This is a genomic window from Neisseria lisongii, assembly GCF_028463985.1.
Lineage (GTDB): Bacteria > Pseudomonadota > Gammaproteobacteria > Burkholderiales > Neisseriaceae > Neisseria > Neisseria lisongii.
This window is the reverse complement of sequence record NZ_CP116766.1, coordinates 1,193,874-1,209,470: the sequence shown is the minus strand read 5'-3', so window position 1 is coordinate 1,209,470 and position 15,597 is coordinate 1,193,874. Positions and strand designations below refer to the sequence as shown.

Here is a 15,597-nt window from a genome sequence, read left to right as displayed (position 1 = left end):
ATGGACGACACGCAGTCGAAACCCAATTTTTTTGAACGCCTTATCGCCCGTTTTGCCGGCGAACCCGATTCCGCCGAAGACGTGATCGGCCTGCTGCGGCAGGCGCACGGGCAGGAAGTGTTTGATGCCGACACCCTGCTGCGTCTGGAAAAAGTATTGGACTTCCCCGATTTGGAAGTACGCGATGCCATGATTACCCGCAGCCAGATGAACGTTATCAAAGAAAACGACAGCATCGAGCGGATTGTCGGCTACATCATCGAAACCGCCCATTCCCGTTTCCCCGTTATCGGCGGCGACAAAGACGAAGTCTTGGGCATTTTGCACGCCAAAGACCTGCTCAAATACATCGTCTCACCCGAACAATTCAGTCTCAAAGCCGTATTGCGCCCGCCCGTATTCGTTCCCGAAGGCAAATCCCTCAACACCCTGCTCAAAGAATTTCGCGAACAGCGCAACCACATGGCGATTGTGGTGGACGAATACGGCGGCGTGTCGGGGCTGGTTACTTTTGAAGACATCATCGAACAAATCGTCGGCGAAATCGAAGACGAATTTGACGCAGACGAAAGCGCCGACAACATCTTTGCCGTTTCCAGCGAACGCTGGCGGATCAACGCCGTAACCGAAATCGAAGACATCAACGCCTTTTTCCACACCGAATACAGCAGCGAAGAAGCCGACACCATCGGCGGCCTGATTATTCAGGAATGCGGCCATTTGCCGGTGCGGGGCGAAAAATTCATCTTAGGCCCGCTGCAGTTTACCGTTGCCCGTGCCGACAACCGCCGCCTGCATACCCTGATGGCGGTACGGGTGAAAAACGAAGAAAACGCCGTTTAAAAAAACGGCGGAAGCATTGTTTCAGGCCGTCTGAAAACCGCAGGTTTTGCCAAACTCCGGTTTTCAGACGGCCTGTTTTATCGGTATTGCGAATTTACGATATGCACGGTTTACGGTTGGTAAACCGTGCATTGTTCGTCTTTGCCGTTGCTGATGCCCTCATCGGTGCAGCGGCTTTCGGAGCGTTCGCAAACCAGCGTAATCAGAGATTCGTTGATTTTCAGGATACGGGGTTCGTGTTCGGGCGAAAAGGCGGCGGCTTTGACGGTAAATTCGTTGTCCAATGCGCCTTTAGCTTGCCCGTGCAGACCGATGCAGAAACTGTCGGTGGCGGTGTGGGGCAGTTTGGGCCAAGTGGTGGAATTGGCTTTGAACGAACCGTTTTGCAGGTAAAACTGTTCCAAAAAATGGGTATCGGCCAGCAGCGCCTGCTGCGCCGCACGCAGTTTGGCGGCACGGACATGGTGGCGGTAGGCGGGATAGGCGGCGAGCGTGAGCAGGCTGAGTATCAGCAGCGCCGACAAAAGTTGCAGCAGGGTAAAGCCCCGCAGTTGTGCAGGGGTGGGCATGATTTTTCTCGCTTTGTGGTTATATTTATTCAGGTTGGCTGCGCAGAACCCGTTTTTCAGACGGCCTGAGACCTTTGCAAATTCCCTATCTTTGGTACATTTCTTCGTTATGCGCTGCTCAAAATCTTGCCTATCTTTATGATATGTCTTCGATTTTTTCGCTGCTATAACTTTGAACTGTACTCAAATCTAGGGTTTTGCAAAGGTCTCGGCCTGTTTCAGTCGTCGGGGTGGACACGCATGGCTTGGCGTTCTTGTTCCGCCAGTTTTTTGTCTTTTAATTTTGTCCCCAAGCCCAGCATTTTTTCGTATTCGGAAGGCGGCGTGTCATCGTCGCTCATACCGAAAGCGCTGGCATTGACAAACAGTGCCAGCAGGGCGGCGATAAAGGCGAAAAAGCTGATGATGTACCAAAACATTGGGCGGTTTCCTTGGAAATAATCGGTTGCGGGAATCTTATCACAAGCGGCATTGTGGCCGCCATGCTGCTTACCAAATACAATATTTTGCGGTTTTGAGTGTTAATAAATGTAAATCATGATGTGGGCAAACGGGGAAAGCGGGCAAGCCGGGGTGTGGAAGAATAGGTTAATGATTGGCAATATTATTTAAATAAAATCTGTAAAAATATTTTTAAAACATATATTTGCATTGATTTTCAGACGGCCTGTGCCTTTTCAGTACGGCGGATTGGGGGTAGAATCCGCCTGTTTTACCCTTGATATAGTGAAATTCACAAAAAACAATCGTGAATGCTGTTATTTATGGCGTACAAACAGATAAATTTTTCTCAATCATCAGGTAAGTCTTATGGCGAAAATGATCAAATGGGCGATCGGCGCAGTATTGGTTGCGGCGGCGGGGTTTGCGGCGTGGAAGTATTTTTTTCCACAGGAAGTGCCGCCGAAATATCTCACCGAGCCGGTGAAACGTTCCACTGTCCGGCAGACGGTATCGGCAACGGGCGAGATTTCGCCGTCGAATATGGTGGACGTGGGGGCGCAGGCTTCGGGGCAGATTAAAAAACTGCATGTCAAAATCGGGCAGTTTATCCAAAAAGGCGATTTGATTGCCGAAATCGATTCGACCACACAAATCAATACGCTGAATACCAACCGTGCCAAACTGGATACCTTGCGGGCGCAGTTGGTGTCGGCGGAAATTGCGTTGCGCAGCGCCGGGAAAAAACATCAGCGCGAAGCGGCGCTGTGGCGTGAAGAAGCCACGTCCAAAGAAGAATTGGAAACAGCGGAAGATGCGTTGGCAGCGGCCAAAGCCAGAGTGGCCGAGTTGAAATCGTCGATCAGACAAATGCAGATTGCCATCAATACCGCCGAGGCCGATTTGGGCTATACCCGCATTGCGGCACCGATTGCCGGTACGGTGGTGTCGATTCCGGTGGAAGAGGGGCAGACGGTCAATGCCAACCAAACTGCACCGACCATCATCCAACTGGCGAATCTGGAAACGATGTTAAACAAAATGCAGATTGCCGAGGGCGATATTACCAAAGTGAAAGCAGGGCAGCCGGTATCGTTTACCATTTTGTCGGAGGCGGACAAGCCGTTTGAGGCGGCGCTCGACAGCATCGACCCCGGCCTGACGACTTTGTCGCAGGGCAGCTACAGCAAGAAAACCGATACCACCGAAAATGCGATTTATTATTATGCACGGGCGCTGGTACCCAACCCTGAGGGCAAGCTCGCCATCGGCATGACCACGCAGAATACGATTGAAATCAGCAGCGCAGAAAATGTCTTGACCGTGCCGGTATTGGCGGTGAAACGCAAAAACGGCAAGGCCGTGGTGCGTGTGCTGAATGCCGAGGGCAAGGCGGAAGAACGCATGATTACCACCGGTTTGAAAGACAATATGAATGTGGAAGTTAAAAGCGGATTGAAAGAAGGCGAACAAGTGGTGCTGTCCGAATTGGAAGCGGGCGAAACGCCGCAGGGCGGCGGTAAACGCATGGGTCCGCCGATGTAAGGCAGCGGTAAGGCCGTCTGAAAATGCGGTTTCGGCAACAGGCATTTTCAGACGGCCTGATTCGGGCAGGCAGACAATAAGCCGTGTTTGATGGTAACAAATATGGCGCAACCATTTTAGAAAACGGTCAAAACCCTATGAGTTTGATTGAATGTAAAAACCTCAACCGCTATTTCGGCAGCGGCGAAAACCGTGTCCACGTTTTGAAAAACGTCAGTTTGTCGGTAGAAAAAGGCGATTTTGTCGCCATTATCGGGCAGTCCGGTTCGGGCAAGTCCACGCTGATGAACATTTTGGGCTGTTTGGATACGCCGACTTCGGGGTCGTACACCATAGACGGCGTGGAAACCGCCGCCATGAATCCTGATGAACTGGCCGCCCTGCGCCGCAGCCGTTTCGGCTTTATCTTCCAACGCTACAACCTGCTCGGTTCGCTCACAGCAAAAGACAATGTGGCGTTGCCGGCGGTGTATGTCGGCATGGCGGGCAAAGAGCGCAACGAGCGGGCGCAAAAACTGCTAGCGGATTTGGGTTTGAGCGGCAAAGAAGGCAATAAGCCGAGCGAGCTTTCCGGCGGCCAGCAGCAGCGGGTTTCGATTGCACGGGCGCTGATGAACGGCGGCGAAATCATTTTTGCCGACGAGCCGACCGGTGCGCTGGATACCGCCAGCGGCAAAAACGTGATGGAAATCATCCACCGCCTGCACCGGCAGGGGCATACCGTGATTATGGTAACCCACGACCCTTCGATTGCCGCCAATGCCAACCGGGTGATTGAAATCCGGGACGGCGAAATCATTTCCGACACCAGCAAAACAGAAAAAATTGCCCGCAGCGATGTTAAAAGCACGCAGGAACAATCCTCGTGGTCGTTTTATTTCGACCAGTTTGTCGAAGCCTTCAAAATGTCGGTACATGCGATTGTGGCGCACAAAATGCGTTCGCTGCTGACCATGCTCGGTATCATTATCGGCATTGCCTCGGTGGTATCGGTGGTGGCACTGGGCAACGGTTCGCAGGAAAAAATCCTCGCCGACATCAATGCCATGGGAACCAATACCATCAGCATTTTCCCCGGCAAAGGTTTCGGCGACCGGCGTTCGGCACGCATCAAAACGCTGACCATCGACGATGCGCTGACGATTGCCAAACAAAGCTATGTCGATTCCGCCACGCCGCAAACTTCGACCAGCAAAACGCTGACTTATCGGAATACCGATTTGCGGGCGGTGTTATACGGCGTGGGAGAACAGTATTTTGATGTGCGGGGTTTGAAGCTGGAGCGGGGGCGGCTGTTTGACGAAAGCGAAGTGCATTCCGATGCGCAAGTGGTGGTGATCGATAAAAACACGCAAAACAAACTGTTCGGCGATACCGACCCTTTGGGCAAAGTGGTGCTGTTTAAAAAACGGCCGCTGACCGTTATCGGCATTATGGCTGATGAAAAAAACAATTTCGGCGGCTCCGACAGCCTGATGCTGTGGTCGCCCTATACCACAGTGATGCACCAGATTACCGGCGAAAGCCACACCAATTCGATTGTGGTCAAAATCAAAGACAACATCGATTCTCAAGTGGCGGAAAAAGGGCTAACTCAGCTTTTAACCGCCCGCCACGGCACGGAAGACTTTTTCATGCGCAACAGCGACAGCATCAAGCAGACGGTGGAAAGCGCCACCGGCACAATGAAACTGTTGATTTCCTGTATCGCCATGATTTCGCTGGTGGTCGGCGGTATCGGCGTGATGAACATCATGCTGGTGTCGGTAACCGAGCGCACCAAAGAAATCGGCGTACGCATGGCCATCGGCGCACGACGGGGCAATATTCTGCAGCAGTTTCTGATTGAAGCCGTGTTAATCTGTTTGATCGGCGGCTTGATCGGCGTGGCACTGTCGGGGCTGATCGGCGCAGTATTCAGCTATCTGGTGGAAGATTTCCCGATGAGTTTTTCCACTTTTTCCATTGTCGGGGCGGTGGTGTGTTCCAGCATTATTGGCGTGGCGTTCGGCTTTATGCCCGCCAACCGTGCCGCCAAGCTGAACCCGATTGACGCTTTGGCGCAGGATTAAAACCGTTTTGCCCGTTTTCAGACGGCATCAGGCCGTCTGAAAACAGAGAAAGAATCATCATGAAACCAATCAAACAAACCTTATTTATCAGCATGATGGCGCTGACCCTGAGTGCCTGCGCAGGTTTGCCGCAAACCCATATTTCTGCACTTGAGGGCAATCCGCATCTTAGCAGCGCAGCGGACACCGCCGACCGCTACCATATCGATGGCGAATGGTGGCAGATTTACGGCGATTCCAAGCTGAATGCCTTGGTCAATCAGGCATTGGCAAACAATATCGACCTGAAAAAAGCCGCTATTCATGTGAACAAAGCCCTGTATCAGGCGAATATTTTGGGTGCGAATTTAGTACCGTCGTTCAACGGTTCGGCGGGTGCTTCCGACAGCCGAAACCTGAAGTCGGGCGACAGCCAAAACAGCTTCAGCAGCCGCTTGGGCGTGAGCTACGAATTGGATTTGTGGCAGCGTTTGAGCAAAACCGCCAGCGCCCAAATCTGGGAATATCAGGCAACGGCGGAAGATTTGGCAAAAACCCGCCTGACGCTGCTCAACAACATTACCGATGTGTATTTTCAAATTGCCTATCTTAACGAAGCGATTGATTTAACGGAACAATCCATTGCCCGATACGAAGAAATCAACCGCATTTCCGCCAGCAAATACCGCTTGGGCAAAGTCAATGCCAACGTGCCGGTGCAGGCGCAGCAAGCCTTGCTCGCTGCAAAAAACAATCTGCTGACACTGCAAAACAGCCGCAACACAGCGCAGCAGACCTTACGCAACCTGCTCAATCTCAAACCGAACGAAGCTCCCGCCGCCGATCCGACCGACTACCGTTTGGCCGCAGCCAAAGGCGTGGATTTGAATGTCCCCGTTTCCACATTGGCCAACCGCCCCGATCTGCGTGCCGCCGAATACCGTCTGCAGTCTTCACTGCAATCGCTGGAAGCGCAGAAACTCAGCTGGTATCCGAGCATTACTGTCGGTGCCAGCCTGAGCAGCTCGTCCGACAAAGCCCGCACCTTGTTTGACGTACCGTTTTTAGGCGGTTCAGTGCAGCTCAATCTACCGTTTTTGGACTGGAAAACCCTAAAATGGAAAGACAAAGCCGCTGAAGCCGACTTCGACAGCGCCCGCCTGAATTTCGAACAGACCCTGACTTCGGCATTAAACGAAGTCCACACCTATTACGCCGACTACCGCAACGCCGAAACCACCTTGGGCAACCTGCGCCAACGTTATGTTTTGGATCAGAAAAACAGCCGCTATTACCAAGTGCGCTATCAATACGGCAAAAACGAACTCAAAGACTGGCTCGAAGCACTCAACACTGAATACGGCACGGCGCAAAACCTGCTCAATCAACGCTACCAAACCCTGAAAGCGGAAAACCGGATATATCAGGCGATGGCAGGGCGGTACAGCCGCAAATAATGCCGAAAGCGTGAAACAGGCCGTCTGAAAATCAGATTTTAGCTGCGCAGAAACTCGCTTCGCTCATTTTCAGACGGCCTTCATGTGGAATTTGAAGAACACGTGCATGCTTAGGCAAGCACGCTACACACCGTTCCCCGTCCCGCTGGCGGGAAGGGGTTAGGGGAAGGGTGGTTCTCTTAGGTTGTGATATCTTTTTGGTTATTTCACGATAAATATCCCCGCTGTTTCTAAATACTCAAAAACAGCGGGGATATTTTATCCGGCAGATTATTCCGTTACTTCATTACCGATACTTTCCACTACCGCATCAAACGTTGAAACGGGCGGCGGCAGCAGGGTGTCGAGGGTGAGGGCGGCGGCGTTGAGGGTCGGGTAGCCGGTGAAGGTAACGCTGTAACCGCCGTTGCCGCTGCTGCGGATTGCGGCGTGTGCGCCCAGCGGGAATGTGGCTTTGTTGGTGATGTGGCCGAACGGGAAACCGGTCAGCACGGGAACACGGGTTGCCCGCTGGATATGGTTGATAACGGCAGACAAATCGTAGCTCGAATCATAAGTATCCCGAACCGTACCCATGCGGAAATCGCCGAAGACGATGGCACGCTGTTTCTGCAGCACGCCTGCGAGATAGAGCGTGTTGAGCATACGCTCGATACGGTAGGGCTGTTCGCCGACATCTTCCAAAAACAGAATGCCGCCGGCAATATCGGGCAGGTAGGGCGAACCGGCAAGCGAAGCCAAAACGCTGAGATTGCCGCCCCATAATGTACCTTCCGCCTGCACATCCCGGCGCTGAATGGTATCGACGGCGATGGTATTGACGCTTTCGGTCGTGCCTCGGATAAAAGAATCCATGGTGTAAACGCTCGGCGCAGGTTTGCCGAATTCGCTGTACACCATCGGGCCGGCAAAACTCATCATATTGCCTTTTGCCAGCAGCGCCAGTTGGACGGCACTCACGTCGCTGAAGCCGAAAAACAGCGTTCCCCGCTCCCGCATCCGTGCGCCCAGCGAAGCGAAATCGATGTGCGGCAGTAGGCGGGCAGCGCCGTAGCCGCCGCGCAGCCCCATCAAAACTTTCGGCGTGGCAACCCGCCCCGAAGCCACGTCTTGAAAATCGGCGATGCGTTCGGCATCAGTACCGGCAAAACGCTGGTAGCGGCGGGAACCGGCCTGCTGGTTGGTTACGGTAAAACCGGCTTGGTAGAGGCGGTTGAGACCCAGTGTAACCCGTTCATACGATTCGGCAAAACCCGACGGCGCAACCACACGCAGCAGATTGTCGCCGGTATGGCCGGAAGTGTGGGCGGGTCGGGAAGCGGCAGGGCGGGCAGGCACGGTATTTCCTTTGACAGGTTGGGACGGTTGCGGCGCAGTCGGCGTACCGCAGGCTTGGAGCAGGCCGGCACCGGCAGCGGCGGCGGAAGCCCGTAAAAAATGGCGGCGGGAAGGTTGCCAAGTCATCAATCGTATTTCCTTATTTCGGTTTTCAGACGGCATTACAGGCCGTCTGAAAATGCAGTTTGCAAAAGCGTTTTTATCTGTTGCGGCCAGTTGTCGGGCAGCGTCATGCCGTGTTTGCGCACCGCAGCAGCCCAAATCGGTGCCGGAAAACTGGCATCGTTGTCAAAACGGGCAATCACATGCCAATGCAGGTGCGGCACGACATTGCCCAAACTCGCCAAATTGATTTTGGCAGGGCGGAACACCTGACGCATGGCGGCTTCGACCCGATACACCGCCTCCATCAGTTCGGTACGCTGCGGCGCAGACAAATCGGTCATTTCGGCAACATGCTGTTGCCAAATCACCCGGCAAAACGCAGGCGAACCGGCTTCGTTATGCACGGCAATCACCCGCAGATTGGGCGTTTGCAGCAGGATTTCTTCATTTTCGGCATAACAGATGGGGCAGTGGTTCATGGCAGATTCCTTAAATAATATAGCCTATTGTATAGTGAAAAGAGGTTCTTCCCCAAATGGTGTTGCGGCAGTGTTTTGACGGGTTAAGCGTTTTCAGACGGCCTGTTCGATTCAGGCAAACTGCGCTGCTCCCTGATTGGCCAGTTGGTCGGCACGTTCGTTTTCGGCGTGTCCGGCGTGGCCTTTGACCCATTGCCAGCGGACATCGTGGCGGCCGACGAGTTCGTCTAAAGCCTTCCACAAATCATCGTTTTTAACCGGTTTTTTGGCGGAAGTTTGCCAGCCGTTTTTTTTCCAACCGTGTATCCAGCTTTCCATGCCGTTTTTCACATATTGCGAATCGGTGCAGATTACTACCGTACAGCGGCGTTTTAAGCTGCTTAATCCCTCGATAACGGCGGTGAGTTCCATGCGGTTGTTGGTGGTTTCCGCCTCGCCGCCGAAGAGTTCTTTTTCATGGCTTCCGTAGCGCAGCAGCACGCCCCAGCCGCCGGCGCCGGGATTGCCCTTGCAGGCACCGTCGGTGTAGAGAAAAACGGTTTTTTCCATAAATGGCGTTTCAGAGTGGATTTTCAGACGGCATCATCATAGCACAGTCTGCTTTTTACAGCACAAAGGCCGTCTGAAAAACGGCTTCAGGCAGCGGAAAAATCGGGTATGATAAGCCCGTCGAACAAACAGGAAAACGATTGATGAACAGCATTTATCTGGCTTCCGGCAGCCCCCGCCGCCGTGAAATTCTGGAAAACCTCGGCTATCGGGTCGAACGTTTGGCGGCGGAAATCGATGAAACGCCGCAGGCGGGCGAAGCGGCAGCAGATTATGTGCGGCGTATGGCGGAAGAAAAAAATGCCGCCGCCGTAGCCGCATGGCAGGCGCAGCACGGCGGTTTTCCCGCTTATCCGCTGCTCACCGCCGATACCACGGTCGCCTATCAAAACCGCATTTTGGGCAAGCCGGAACATGAAACGCAGGCGGCGGAAATGCTGTCGCTGCTGTCGGGAACCACCCATCAGGTGCTGACGGCGGTCTGCGTGTATTGGCAGGGCGAAACCCGCTGCACGGTGCAGCAGAGCGATGTGGCGTTCAAACCGCTGGATAAGGGCGAAATTGCGGACTATATCCGCAGCGGCGAGCCGATGGACAAGGCCGGTGCATACGGCATTCAGGGTTTGGGCGGCGTATTTGTCGAGCATTTGCAGGGCAGTTTTACCGGCGTGATGGGCTTGCCGGTATTTGAAACCGTGGCGCTGCTGCGGGATTTCGGCTTAAATGTGCCGCCGTTTGTTCGGTAAAGGCGTTGAGGCCGTCTGAAAATGCGTTACCGCCGTTTTTCCAAGCGGCAGATTTTCAGTTACAATAGGCGGCAATAATCAACTGGGTTGCCTACCGTGATGAAAGAACACAAAGCCCGTAAGCGTTTCGGGCAGAATTTTTTACAGGATACACGCATTATCAGCGATATTGTCCACGCCGTGCGGCCGCAGGAAGACGATACCGTTATCGAAATCGGCCCCGGCTTGGCGGCAATTACCGAACCGCTGGCGGCAAAACTCAAATGCCTGCATGTGTGCGAAATCGACAGAGATATTGTCAAACGATTGAAAACTTTGCCGTTTGCCGACAAACTGGTAATTCACGAAGGCGATGTTTTGCAGTTTGACTTCAACAGCATTGCAGGTAAAAAGAAAATTGTCGGCAACTTGCCCTACAATATTTCCACGCCGCTGCTTTTTCGTTTGAGCGAAGTGGCGGACGATGTAACCGATATGCACTTTATGCTGCAAAAAGAAGTGGTAGAACGCATGGTTGCCGAGCCGAAAACCAACGATTACGGGCGTTTGGGCGTGATGCTGCAGTATTTCTTCGATATGGAAATGCTGATTGAAGTGCCGCCCGAATCCTTTGATCCTGCGCCCAAAGTCGATTCGGCAGTAGTGCGCATGATTCCGGTGAAACACCGTATCGGCGAAGCGGCAGATTTCGAGCATTTCGCCAAGCTGGTCAAACAGGCGTTTCACCAGCGGCGCAAAACCATACGCAACAATCTGAAAGATTGTGCGGGCGATGAAGATTTGGTGGCGGTCGGTATCGATCCGCAGCAGCGTGCCGAAGAAATCGCCCCCGAAACCTATGTCGAATTGAGCAATTATCTGGTGGGCAAAGCCGTCTGAAAACAGGGCGGGTATTTGTGCTACAGTGGAAGAAAACAATGATTAAATTCAAAAACGTACATAAACATTTCAAAGATCTGCATGTGATTAACGGGGTCGATTTGGAAGTGAAACAGGGCGAAGTGGTGGTGGTGTGCGGCCCGTCGGGCAGCGGTAAATCCACGCTGATTCGTACCGTCAATCAGTTGGAAAATATCGAAAGCGGCGAAATCTGGGTAAACGGCATCAACGTTGCCGACCCGAAAACCGATTTAAACAAAGTGCGGGAAGAAGTCGGCTTTGTGTTTCAAGGGTTCAATCTTTATCCGCATCTGACCGTGTTGGAAAACATCATTCTCTCGCCGATGAAAGTGAAAAAGCAAAGCCGTGCGCAGGCGGAGAAAAAAGCGATGGAGTTGTTGGAACGTGTCGGTTTGGCGCATAAAAAAGACGCTTTGCCGAGCCAGCTTTCCGGCGGCCAGCAGCAGCGGGTGGCGATTGCCAGAGGTTTGGCGATGGAACCCCGTGTGATGCTGTTTGACGAGCCGACTTCGGCGCTCGACCCCGAAATGGTCGGCGAAGTGCTGAAAGTAATGAAAGACTTGGCCGAAAGCGGCATGACCATGATGTGCGTTACCCACGAAATGGGTTTTGCCCGAGAAGTGGCGGACAAAGTGATTTTTGTCGATCACGGCAAAATCATCGAAGAAGCTGCGCCGGAAGACTTTTTCACCAACCCGCAGCACGAGCGTGCCAAGCAGTTTTTGCAGCAGGTGATGACGCATTAACAGATTCCGCCAAGCCGTCTGAAAATTGTTTCATCCGTTTTCAGACGGCTTGGCAAAAGAAAGGATAATCATGTATTTTGTTGACAGAAGCGCCGTGGTACTCAAACCGACCGCCCGTTTTTTGGAATGGCTCAAAGCGGCGGATGAAAATATGCCCGACCTGACGCTGGAACAGCTGCGCAGCAACTGTTCGGTGTTTCTCGTACCCGAAAGCGACACGCCCGAAGCGGTGGTGGCATATTTTGACGAACGCTACCGGCAGATTTTTGAAGCCGAGCTGGCAAGCTGGGACATCGATCAAAAAGACTGGCCGCAAGACATGGGCTTGAACGTGTTTTGGGACTTTTTCGATATCGAAGTCCACGATATGGTGCTGGATATGGAAGAAGCCGATTTAAGCGTCAGCCCGGTTTTTGACAATATGATGTAACCATGCGCCCGTTTCAGACGGCCTTGCGCCCTTCAAAAACATGGCAGGGGCTGATTATCGGCCTGCATGTGGCGGCGTGTGCCGTGTGTATTGGTTGTTTTTACGGCATAATGATGTGGGCAGGCTTGGCAGCATTGGCGGTTTCGTTTGCCCGTGCATGGCGGACGGCAGCCCTGAAACGTGCCGACTCGGTGCGCAAAATCGAAATCGACAGCAAAATGCGGGCAGGCATTTGGATAAACGGTAAACCGTTTGCCGCCGAATTGCTGGATTCTTCCGTGGTCGGCCGCCGTTTTCTGTTTCTACACTGGCGCACCGAAGAGCGGACAATCCGCCAGTTGGTGGCAGCAGATATGCTGGATCAGGAAAGTTGCCGCCGTTTGAAAGTATGGGCACGCTGGTGTCGGCAGGCCGTCTGAAAATCAGGCCGATTGCAGATTTCAGACGGCCTCGGATACGGTTGATAGTGAATTCATTTTAAAAAGAGTACAAGGCGGCGAGCCAGCACCGTAATCTTTTTAAAATGGATTTACTATAAAGAGAACAAATCATGAAAACACTATCAGATTGGCTGAGCCATTTGGAAACCGCCCACAGCGGCGGCGTGATCGATATGGGGCTGACCCGTGTCCGGGCCGTAAAAGAGCAGATGGGGCTGAACCCCGAATGTCCCGTGATTGTGGTGGCAGGCACCAACGGCAAAGGTTCGGTGTGCGCCTATCTGTCGCATATCTACACGCAGGCGGGCTATAAAGTCGGTACGCTGACCAGCCCGCACCTGCTGCGTTTCAACGAACGGATTACGGTCAATACGCAGCCGGTGTCGGATGAACAAATCGTAGCGTCGTTTGAACGCATCGAAGCGGCAAGACAAGACGTGTCGCTGACTTATTTTGAATTCAACACCTTAGCGGCGGTGGATATTTTTATCCGCGAACAAGTGGACGTGATGGTTTTGGAAGTCGGATTGGGCGGCCGTTTGGACGCTGTCAATGTGTTTGACGGCGACTGCATGGTGGTAACGAGTGTCGATTTGGATCATCAGGCATTTTTGGGCGACACGGTCGAAGCCGTCGCTTTTGAAAAAGCCGGCATTTTCCGCAGCGGCAAACCGGCGGTGTGCGGCCAAAATCCGCCGCCCGAATCGCTGCGCCGCCACGCCGAAGAAATCGGTGCCGAACTGCTGCTCAACGGCAGGGATTTCGATTTCAGCGTAACCGACAACCTGCAATGGAATTACCGCTACCGCCCGCAAACTAGCGAAGCGAAAAACCGCAATGCCTTACCGATTCCGGCGCTGCGGGGCGCATACCAAATCGGCAACGCCGCCTGTGCCTTAACCGCATTAACCTGCTTGAACGACCGCTTGCCGGTGGACATCGGTGCAGTCAAACGGGGCTTGCTGCTGGTGGAAAATCCGGGGCGTTTCCAAGTATTGCCGGGGCGGCCGCTGGTGGTGCTGGATGTCGGCCACAATCCCCACGCCGCACGGGCATTGCGCCGCAGCTTGATTAATCTGGCATTCGCCCAAAAACGCACCGCCGTGTTCAGTATGCTGGCGGATAAAGACATCGATACCGTATTGGACACCGTAAAAGACCAATTCGACGAATGGCATATCGCCCCGCTCGATGTACCGAGAGGCATGAGTTTGGAAGCCTTGCAGCAGAAACTGGCGGAACACGGCATTACCCGTGTTACCTGTTTTGCCGACATTGCATCGGCATATCGGGACGCTTTGGCGAAATCGGGCGAAAATGATAGAATTGTCGTCTTCGGTTCGTTTCATACGGTTGCCGGTGTTTTGGCGACATTGTAACCATCGTTCAACTATAGGGAAATCCCATGTCAGACGAGAAAAAATTAGATTTGGAGGGTTATGAAGCCCTCAAACGCAGCAACCGCCGCCGTTTGTTTATCGTTTCCGGTGCGGTTGCCGCCGCTGTGCTGACGCTGCTTGCCGTGAACAGCGGCAACGAAGACACGCCGCCGCAAAAAGCAGTGGTAGTGCAGGAAGGAAAACAGCCGTCCGAACCGTCGGCGAAGCCGTCTGAAAATGGAAACAAAGCCGAAACGGCAGCCGCAACGCCGAAGGCAGCGCCGTCTGATTCAGTGGAAATCCTGAAACCGGAAACCATCGCCCCGCCGGAAGACGTGGGCGCACCGCTGGTGATTGAAGACGACAAACTGGCCGACAGCAACATTAAAGGCTTGGAAGAATCGGAAAAACTGCAGGAAATCGAAGCGGCTAAAGCAGCGGAAGCCGCTCGTGCCGCCGAAGAGCGCAGCCGTCGGATTGCCGAGCAGCGTGCCGCCCGTAAAGCCGAACAGCGTAAAGCGGCTGAGGCCAAAGAAGCCGAGCAGAAACGGATTGCCCGCAACGAAAAAGCCGCCGCCGAGCGCAAGGCAAAACAGGCAGATGCTAAACAGGAAGCCGCCGCCAAAGCCAAGCGTGAAGCCGCTAAAGCCAAAGAAAAAGAAACCGCCGCTGCAGAACGCAGAAAAGCAGAAAAAGACAGCGAAGCGGCGCAAGTAAAAGCCAAAGCGAAAACCGAAACTGCCGCTGCGGATAAGAAAAAAGCAGACAAGCCGTCTGAAAACAAGGCCAAAACCGCCGAGAAAACCACAGGCGGCAAAGCAGCGATTCAGGCCGGTTACGCCGAAAAAGAGCGTGCTTTGAGCCTGCAGAAAAAAATGAAGGCGGCGGGCATCAATGCCGGCATTATCGCCATTCCGACCGACAAAGGCACGGTATATCGGGTCAAATCCGAGCCGTATAAAAATGCCCGTGAAGCAGAACGTGATTTGAACAAGTTGCGGGTTCACGGCATTGCGGGGCAGATTACCCGTGAATAGTCTGCCTGTTGCCGATTTGCTGGCCGCCTTGGTGGTGGGTGCCTGCGTCGTAATGTCGCTGATGCGGGGCGTGGTGGCGGAAGTGTGTTCGCTGATTACTTGGGTGGTCGCCTTTTTCGCCGCCAAGTGGTTTGCTGTACCCTTCGCCGGCGTGGCTTTTGCCTCGGTCGAGCCGCAGGCGCTGGCCGTTTGTCTGGCATTTCTGCTGCTGTTTTTTGCCGCATGGCTGGTACAGCGTTTTATCCGTTCGATGCTGACGATGGCGGTGTCGGCGGTCGGTTTGGGCGGATTCAACCGCTTGTTGGGCGGCGTATTCGGTGCGGTGAAAGGCATATTGGTGATGACTTTGGCTGCGGCGGTGTGTTCGTTTACCGATCTCCCACAAACCGAAGCATGGCAGACTTCGTACAGCATGCCGTTTTTCGAGCAGACGGCGCATTTATTGGTGCCTTATGTGGCAGAACACCTGCAACCCGAATCGTCGGGCGTGCCGGAATAGACAAACCGGTTTCAGACGGCTTATGCGGCCGGTCTGAAACCGG

Annotated in this window: 17 protein-coding genes; 12 read left to right on the top strand and 5 right to left on the bottom strand. The window is 53.5% G+C overall.

Translation table 11 applies throughout. The features are described 5' to 3' along the window. Entirely contained in the window at positions 1-843 is an 843-nt protein-coding gene (locus PJU73_RS05445; protein WP_237091508.1) for a CorC family transporter, read from the top strand. 110 nt (positions 844-953) lie between these two features. On the opposite strand, the gene PJU73_RS05440 is transcribed toward PJU73_RS05445, so the two are convergent. Continuing rightward, a complete protein-coding gene (locus tag PJU73_RS05440) occupies positions 954-1,412 on the bottom strand; it encodes a type IV pilin protein (RefSeq protein WP_237091509.1) in 459 nt (152 codons plus the stop codon). A gap of 218 nt (positions 1,413-1,630) precedes the next feature. Further along, positions 1,631-1,831 (bottom strand): hypothetical protein, encoded by a 201-nt coding sequence (locus PJU73_RS05435; protein WP_237091510.1) that lies wholly within the window; start codon positions 1,829-1,831, stop codon positions 1,631-1,633. A gap of 391 nt (positions 1,832-2,222) precedes the next feature. Between PJU73_RS05435 and PJU73_RS05430 the strand changes: the two genes are divergently transcribed. The 3 genes from PJU73_RS05430 (at position 2,223) to PJU73_RS05420 (ending at position 6,906) form a co-directional block, all read left to right on the top strand. Next, complete coding sequence (locus tag PJU73_RS05430) at positions 2,223-3,398, top strand: efflux RND transporter periplasmic adaptor subunit (RefSeq protein ID WP_237091511.1); 1,176 nt, start codon at positions 2,223-2,225, stop codon at positions 3,396-3,398. A gap of 137 nt (positions 3,399-3,535) precedes the next feature. Further along, positions 3,536-5,470, top strand: a complete 1,935-nt coding sequence (locus tag PJU73_RS05425) for a MacB family efflux pump subunit (protein ID WP_237091512.1) — start codon at positions 3,536-3,538, stop codon at positions 5,468-5,470. A 53-nt stretch (positions 5,471-5,523) separates the two neighbouring features. Further along, a complete protein-coding gene (locus PJU73_RS05420) occupies positions 5,524-6,906 on the top strand; it encodes a TolC family protein (RefSeq protein ID WP_237091536.1) in 1,383 nt (460 codons plus the stop codon). Between the two features lie 270 nt (positions 6,907-7,176). Here PJU73_RS05420 and PJU73_RS05415 read toward each other — a convergent pair whose 3' ends face one another. The 3 genes from PJU73_RS05415 to rnhA form a co-directional block, all read right to left on the bottom strand. After that, positions 7,177-8,370 (bottom strand): LD-carboxypeptidase, encoded by a 1,194-nt coding sequence (locus tag PJU73_RS05415; protein WP_237091513.1) that lies wholly within the window; start codon positions 8,368-8,370, stop codon positions 7,177-7,179. Positions 8,371-8,405: 35 nt separating this feature from the next. Beyond that, positions 8,406-8,828 carry an HIT family protein gene (locus PJU73_RS05410; RefSeq protein ID WP_237091514.1) on the bottom strand — a complete coding sequence of 141 codons (423 nt, stop codon included), beginning with the start codon at positions 8,826-8,828 and terminating at the stop codon, positions 8,406-8,408. 111 nt (positions 8,829-8,939) lie between these two features. Beyond that, the gene (gene rnhA, locus PJU73_RS05405) at positions 8,940-9,377 is read right to left on the bottom strand and encodes a ribonuclease HI (RefSeq protein WP_237091515.1); all 438 of its coding nucleotides are present in this window, start codon (positions 9,375-9,377) and stop codon (positions 8,940-8,942) included. Positions 9,378-9,520: 143 nt separating this feature from the next. On the opposite strand from rnhA, the gene PJU73_RS05400 reads away from it, so the two are divergent. The 8 genes from PJU73_RS05400 to PJU73_RS05365 all read left to right on the top strand — a co-directional run bounded on the left by PJU73_RS05400 (position 9,521) and on the right by PJU73_RS05365 (position 15,554). Next, positions 9,521-10,123: a Maf family protein gene (locus PJU73_RS05400; protein WP_237091516.1), complete on the top strand. Its 603-nt coding sequence runs from the start codon at positions 9,521-9,523 to the stop codon at positions 10,121-10,123. A 99-nt stretch (positions 10,124-10,222) separates the two neighbouring features. Next, on the top strand, positions 10,223-11,002 hold the full coding sequence (gene rsmA / locus PJU73_RS05395) for a 16S rRNA (adenine(1518)-N(6)/adenine(1519)-N(6))-dimethyltransferase RsmA (RefSeq protein WP_237091537.1): 780 nt from the start codon (positions 10,223-10,225) through the stop codon (positions 11,000-11,002). A gap of 38 nt (positions 11,003-11,040) precedes the next feature. Further along, entirely contained in the window at positions 11,041-11,769 is a 729-nt protein-coding gene (locus PJU73_RS05390; RefSeq protein ID WP_237091517.1) for an amino acid ABC transporter ATP-binding protein, read from the top strand. Between the two features lie 70 nt (positions 11,770-11,839). Next, positions 11,840-12,199: a hypothetical protein gene (locus PJU73_RS05385; RefSeq protein WP_237091518.1), complete on the top strand. Its 360-nt coding sequence runs from the start codon at positions 11,840-11,842 to the stop codon at positions 12,197-12,199. 2 nt (positions 12,200-12,201) lie between these two features. Continuing rightward, on the top strand, positions 12,202-12,618 hold the full coding sequence (locus tag PJU73_RS05380; protein WP_237091519.1) for a protein YgfX: 417 nt from the start codon (positions 12,202-12,204) through the stop codon (positions 12,616-12,618). A gap of 131 nt (positions 12,619-12,749) precedes the next feature. Continuing rightward, entirely contained in the window at positions 12,750-14,018 is a 1,269-nt protein-coding gene (gene folC / locus PJU73_RS05375; protein WP_237091520.1) for a bifunctional tetrahydrofolate synthase/dihydrofolate synthase, read from the top strand. A gap of 26 nt (positions 14,019-14,044) precedes the next feature. After that, complete coding sequence (gene ftsN / locus PJU73_RS05370; protein WP_237091521.1) at positions 14,045-15,055, top strand: cell division protein FtsN; 1,011 nt, start codon at positions 14,045-14,047, stop codon at positions 15,053-15,055. Continuing rightward, positions 15,048-15,554, top strand: coding sequence for a CvpA family protein (locus tag PJU73_RS05365; RefSeq protein ID WP_237091522.1), 507 nt, complete (start codon positions 15,048-15,050; stop codon positions 15,552-15,554). The genes ftsN and PJU73_RS05365 overlap by 8 nt, the downstream gene beginning before the upstream one ends. The last annotated feature ends 43 nt before the right edge of the window (positions 15,555-15,597 follow it).

What these genes read in the sequence shown, in the direction of transcription:
- PJU73_RS05435 (WP_237091510.1), bottom strand. Translation starts at nt 1,831, where the DNA reads ATGTTTTGGTACATCATCAGCTTTTTCGCCTTTATCGCCGCCCTGCTG.
- PJU73_RS05430 (WP_237091511.1), top strand. Translation starts at nt 2,223, where the DNA reads ATGGCGAAAATGATCAAATGGGCGATCGGCGCAGTATTGGTTGCGGCG.
- PJU73_RS05415 (WP_237091513.1), bottom strand. Translation starts at nt 8,370, where the DNA reads ATGACTTGGCAACCTTCCCGCCGCCATTTTTTACGGGCTTCCGCCGCC.
- ftsN (WP_237091521.1), top strand. Translation starts at nt 14,045, where the DNA reads ATGTCAGACGAGAAAAAATTAGATTTGGAGGGTTATGAAGCCCTCAAA.
- PJU73_RS05440 (WP_237091509.1), bottom strand. Translation starts at nt 1,412, where the DNA reads ATGCCCACCCCTGCACAACTGCGGGGCTTTACCCTGCTGCAACTTTTG.
- PJU73_RS05445 (WP_237091508.1), top strand. Translation starts at nt 1, where the DNA reads ATGGACGACACGCAGTCGAAACCCAATTTTTTTGAACGCCTTATCGCC.
- PJU73_RS05380 (WP_237091519.1), top strand. Translation starts at nt 12,202, where the DNA reads ATGCGCCCGTTTCAGACGGCCTTGCGCCCTTCAAAAACATGGCAGGGG.
- rsmA (WP_237091537.1), top strand. Translation starts at nt 10,223, where the DNA reads ATGAAAGAACACAAAGCCCGTAAGCGTTTCGGGCAGAATTTTTTACAG.
- PJU73_RS05400 (WP_237091516.1), top strand. Translation starts at nt 9,521, where the DNA reads ATGAACAGCATTTATCTGGCTTCCGGCAGCCCCCGCCGCCGTGAAATT.
- PJU73_RS05410 (WP_237091514.1), bottom strand. Translation starts at nt 8,828, where the DNA reads ATGAACCACTGCCCCATCTGTTATGCCGAAAATGAAGAAATCCTGCTG.
- rnhA (WP_237091515.1), bottom strand. Translation starts at nt 9,377, where the DNA reads ATGGAAAAAACCGTTTTTCTCTACACCGACGGTGCCTGCAAGGGCAAT.
- PJU73_RS05425 (WP_237091512.1), top strand. Translation starts at nt 3,536, where the DNA reads ATGAGTTTGATTGAATGTAAAAACCTCAACCGCTATTTCGGCAGCGGC.
- PJU73_RS05385 (WP_237091518.1), top strand. Translation starts at nt 11,840, where the DNA reads ATGTATTTTGTTGACAGAAGCGCCGTGGTACTCAAACCGACCGCCCGT.
- PJU73_RS05390 (WP_237091517.1), top strand. Translation starts at nt 11,041, where the DNA reads ATGATTAAATTCAAAAACGTACATAAACATTTCAAAGATCTGCATGTG.
- folC (WP_237091520.1), top strand. Translation starts at nt 12,750, where the DNA reads ATGAAAACACTATCAGATTGGCTGAGCCATTTGGAAACCGCCCACAGC.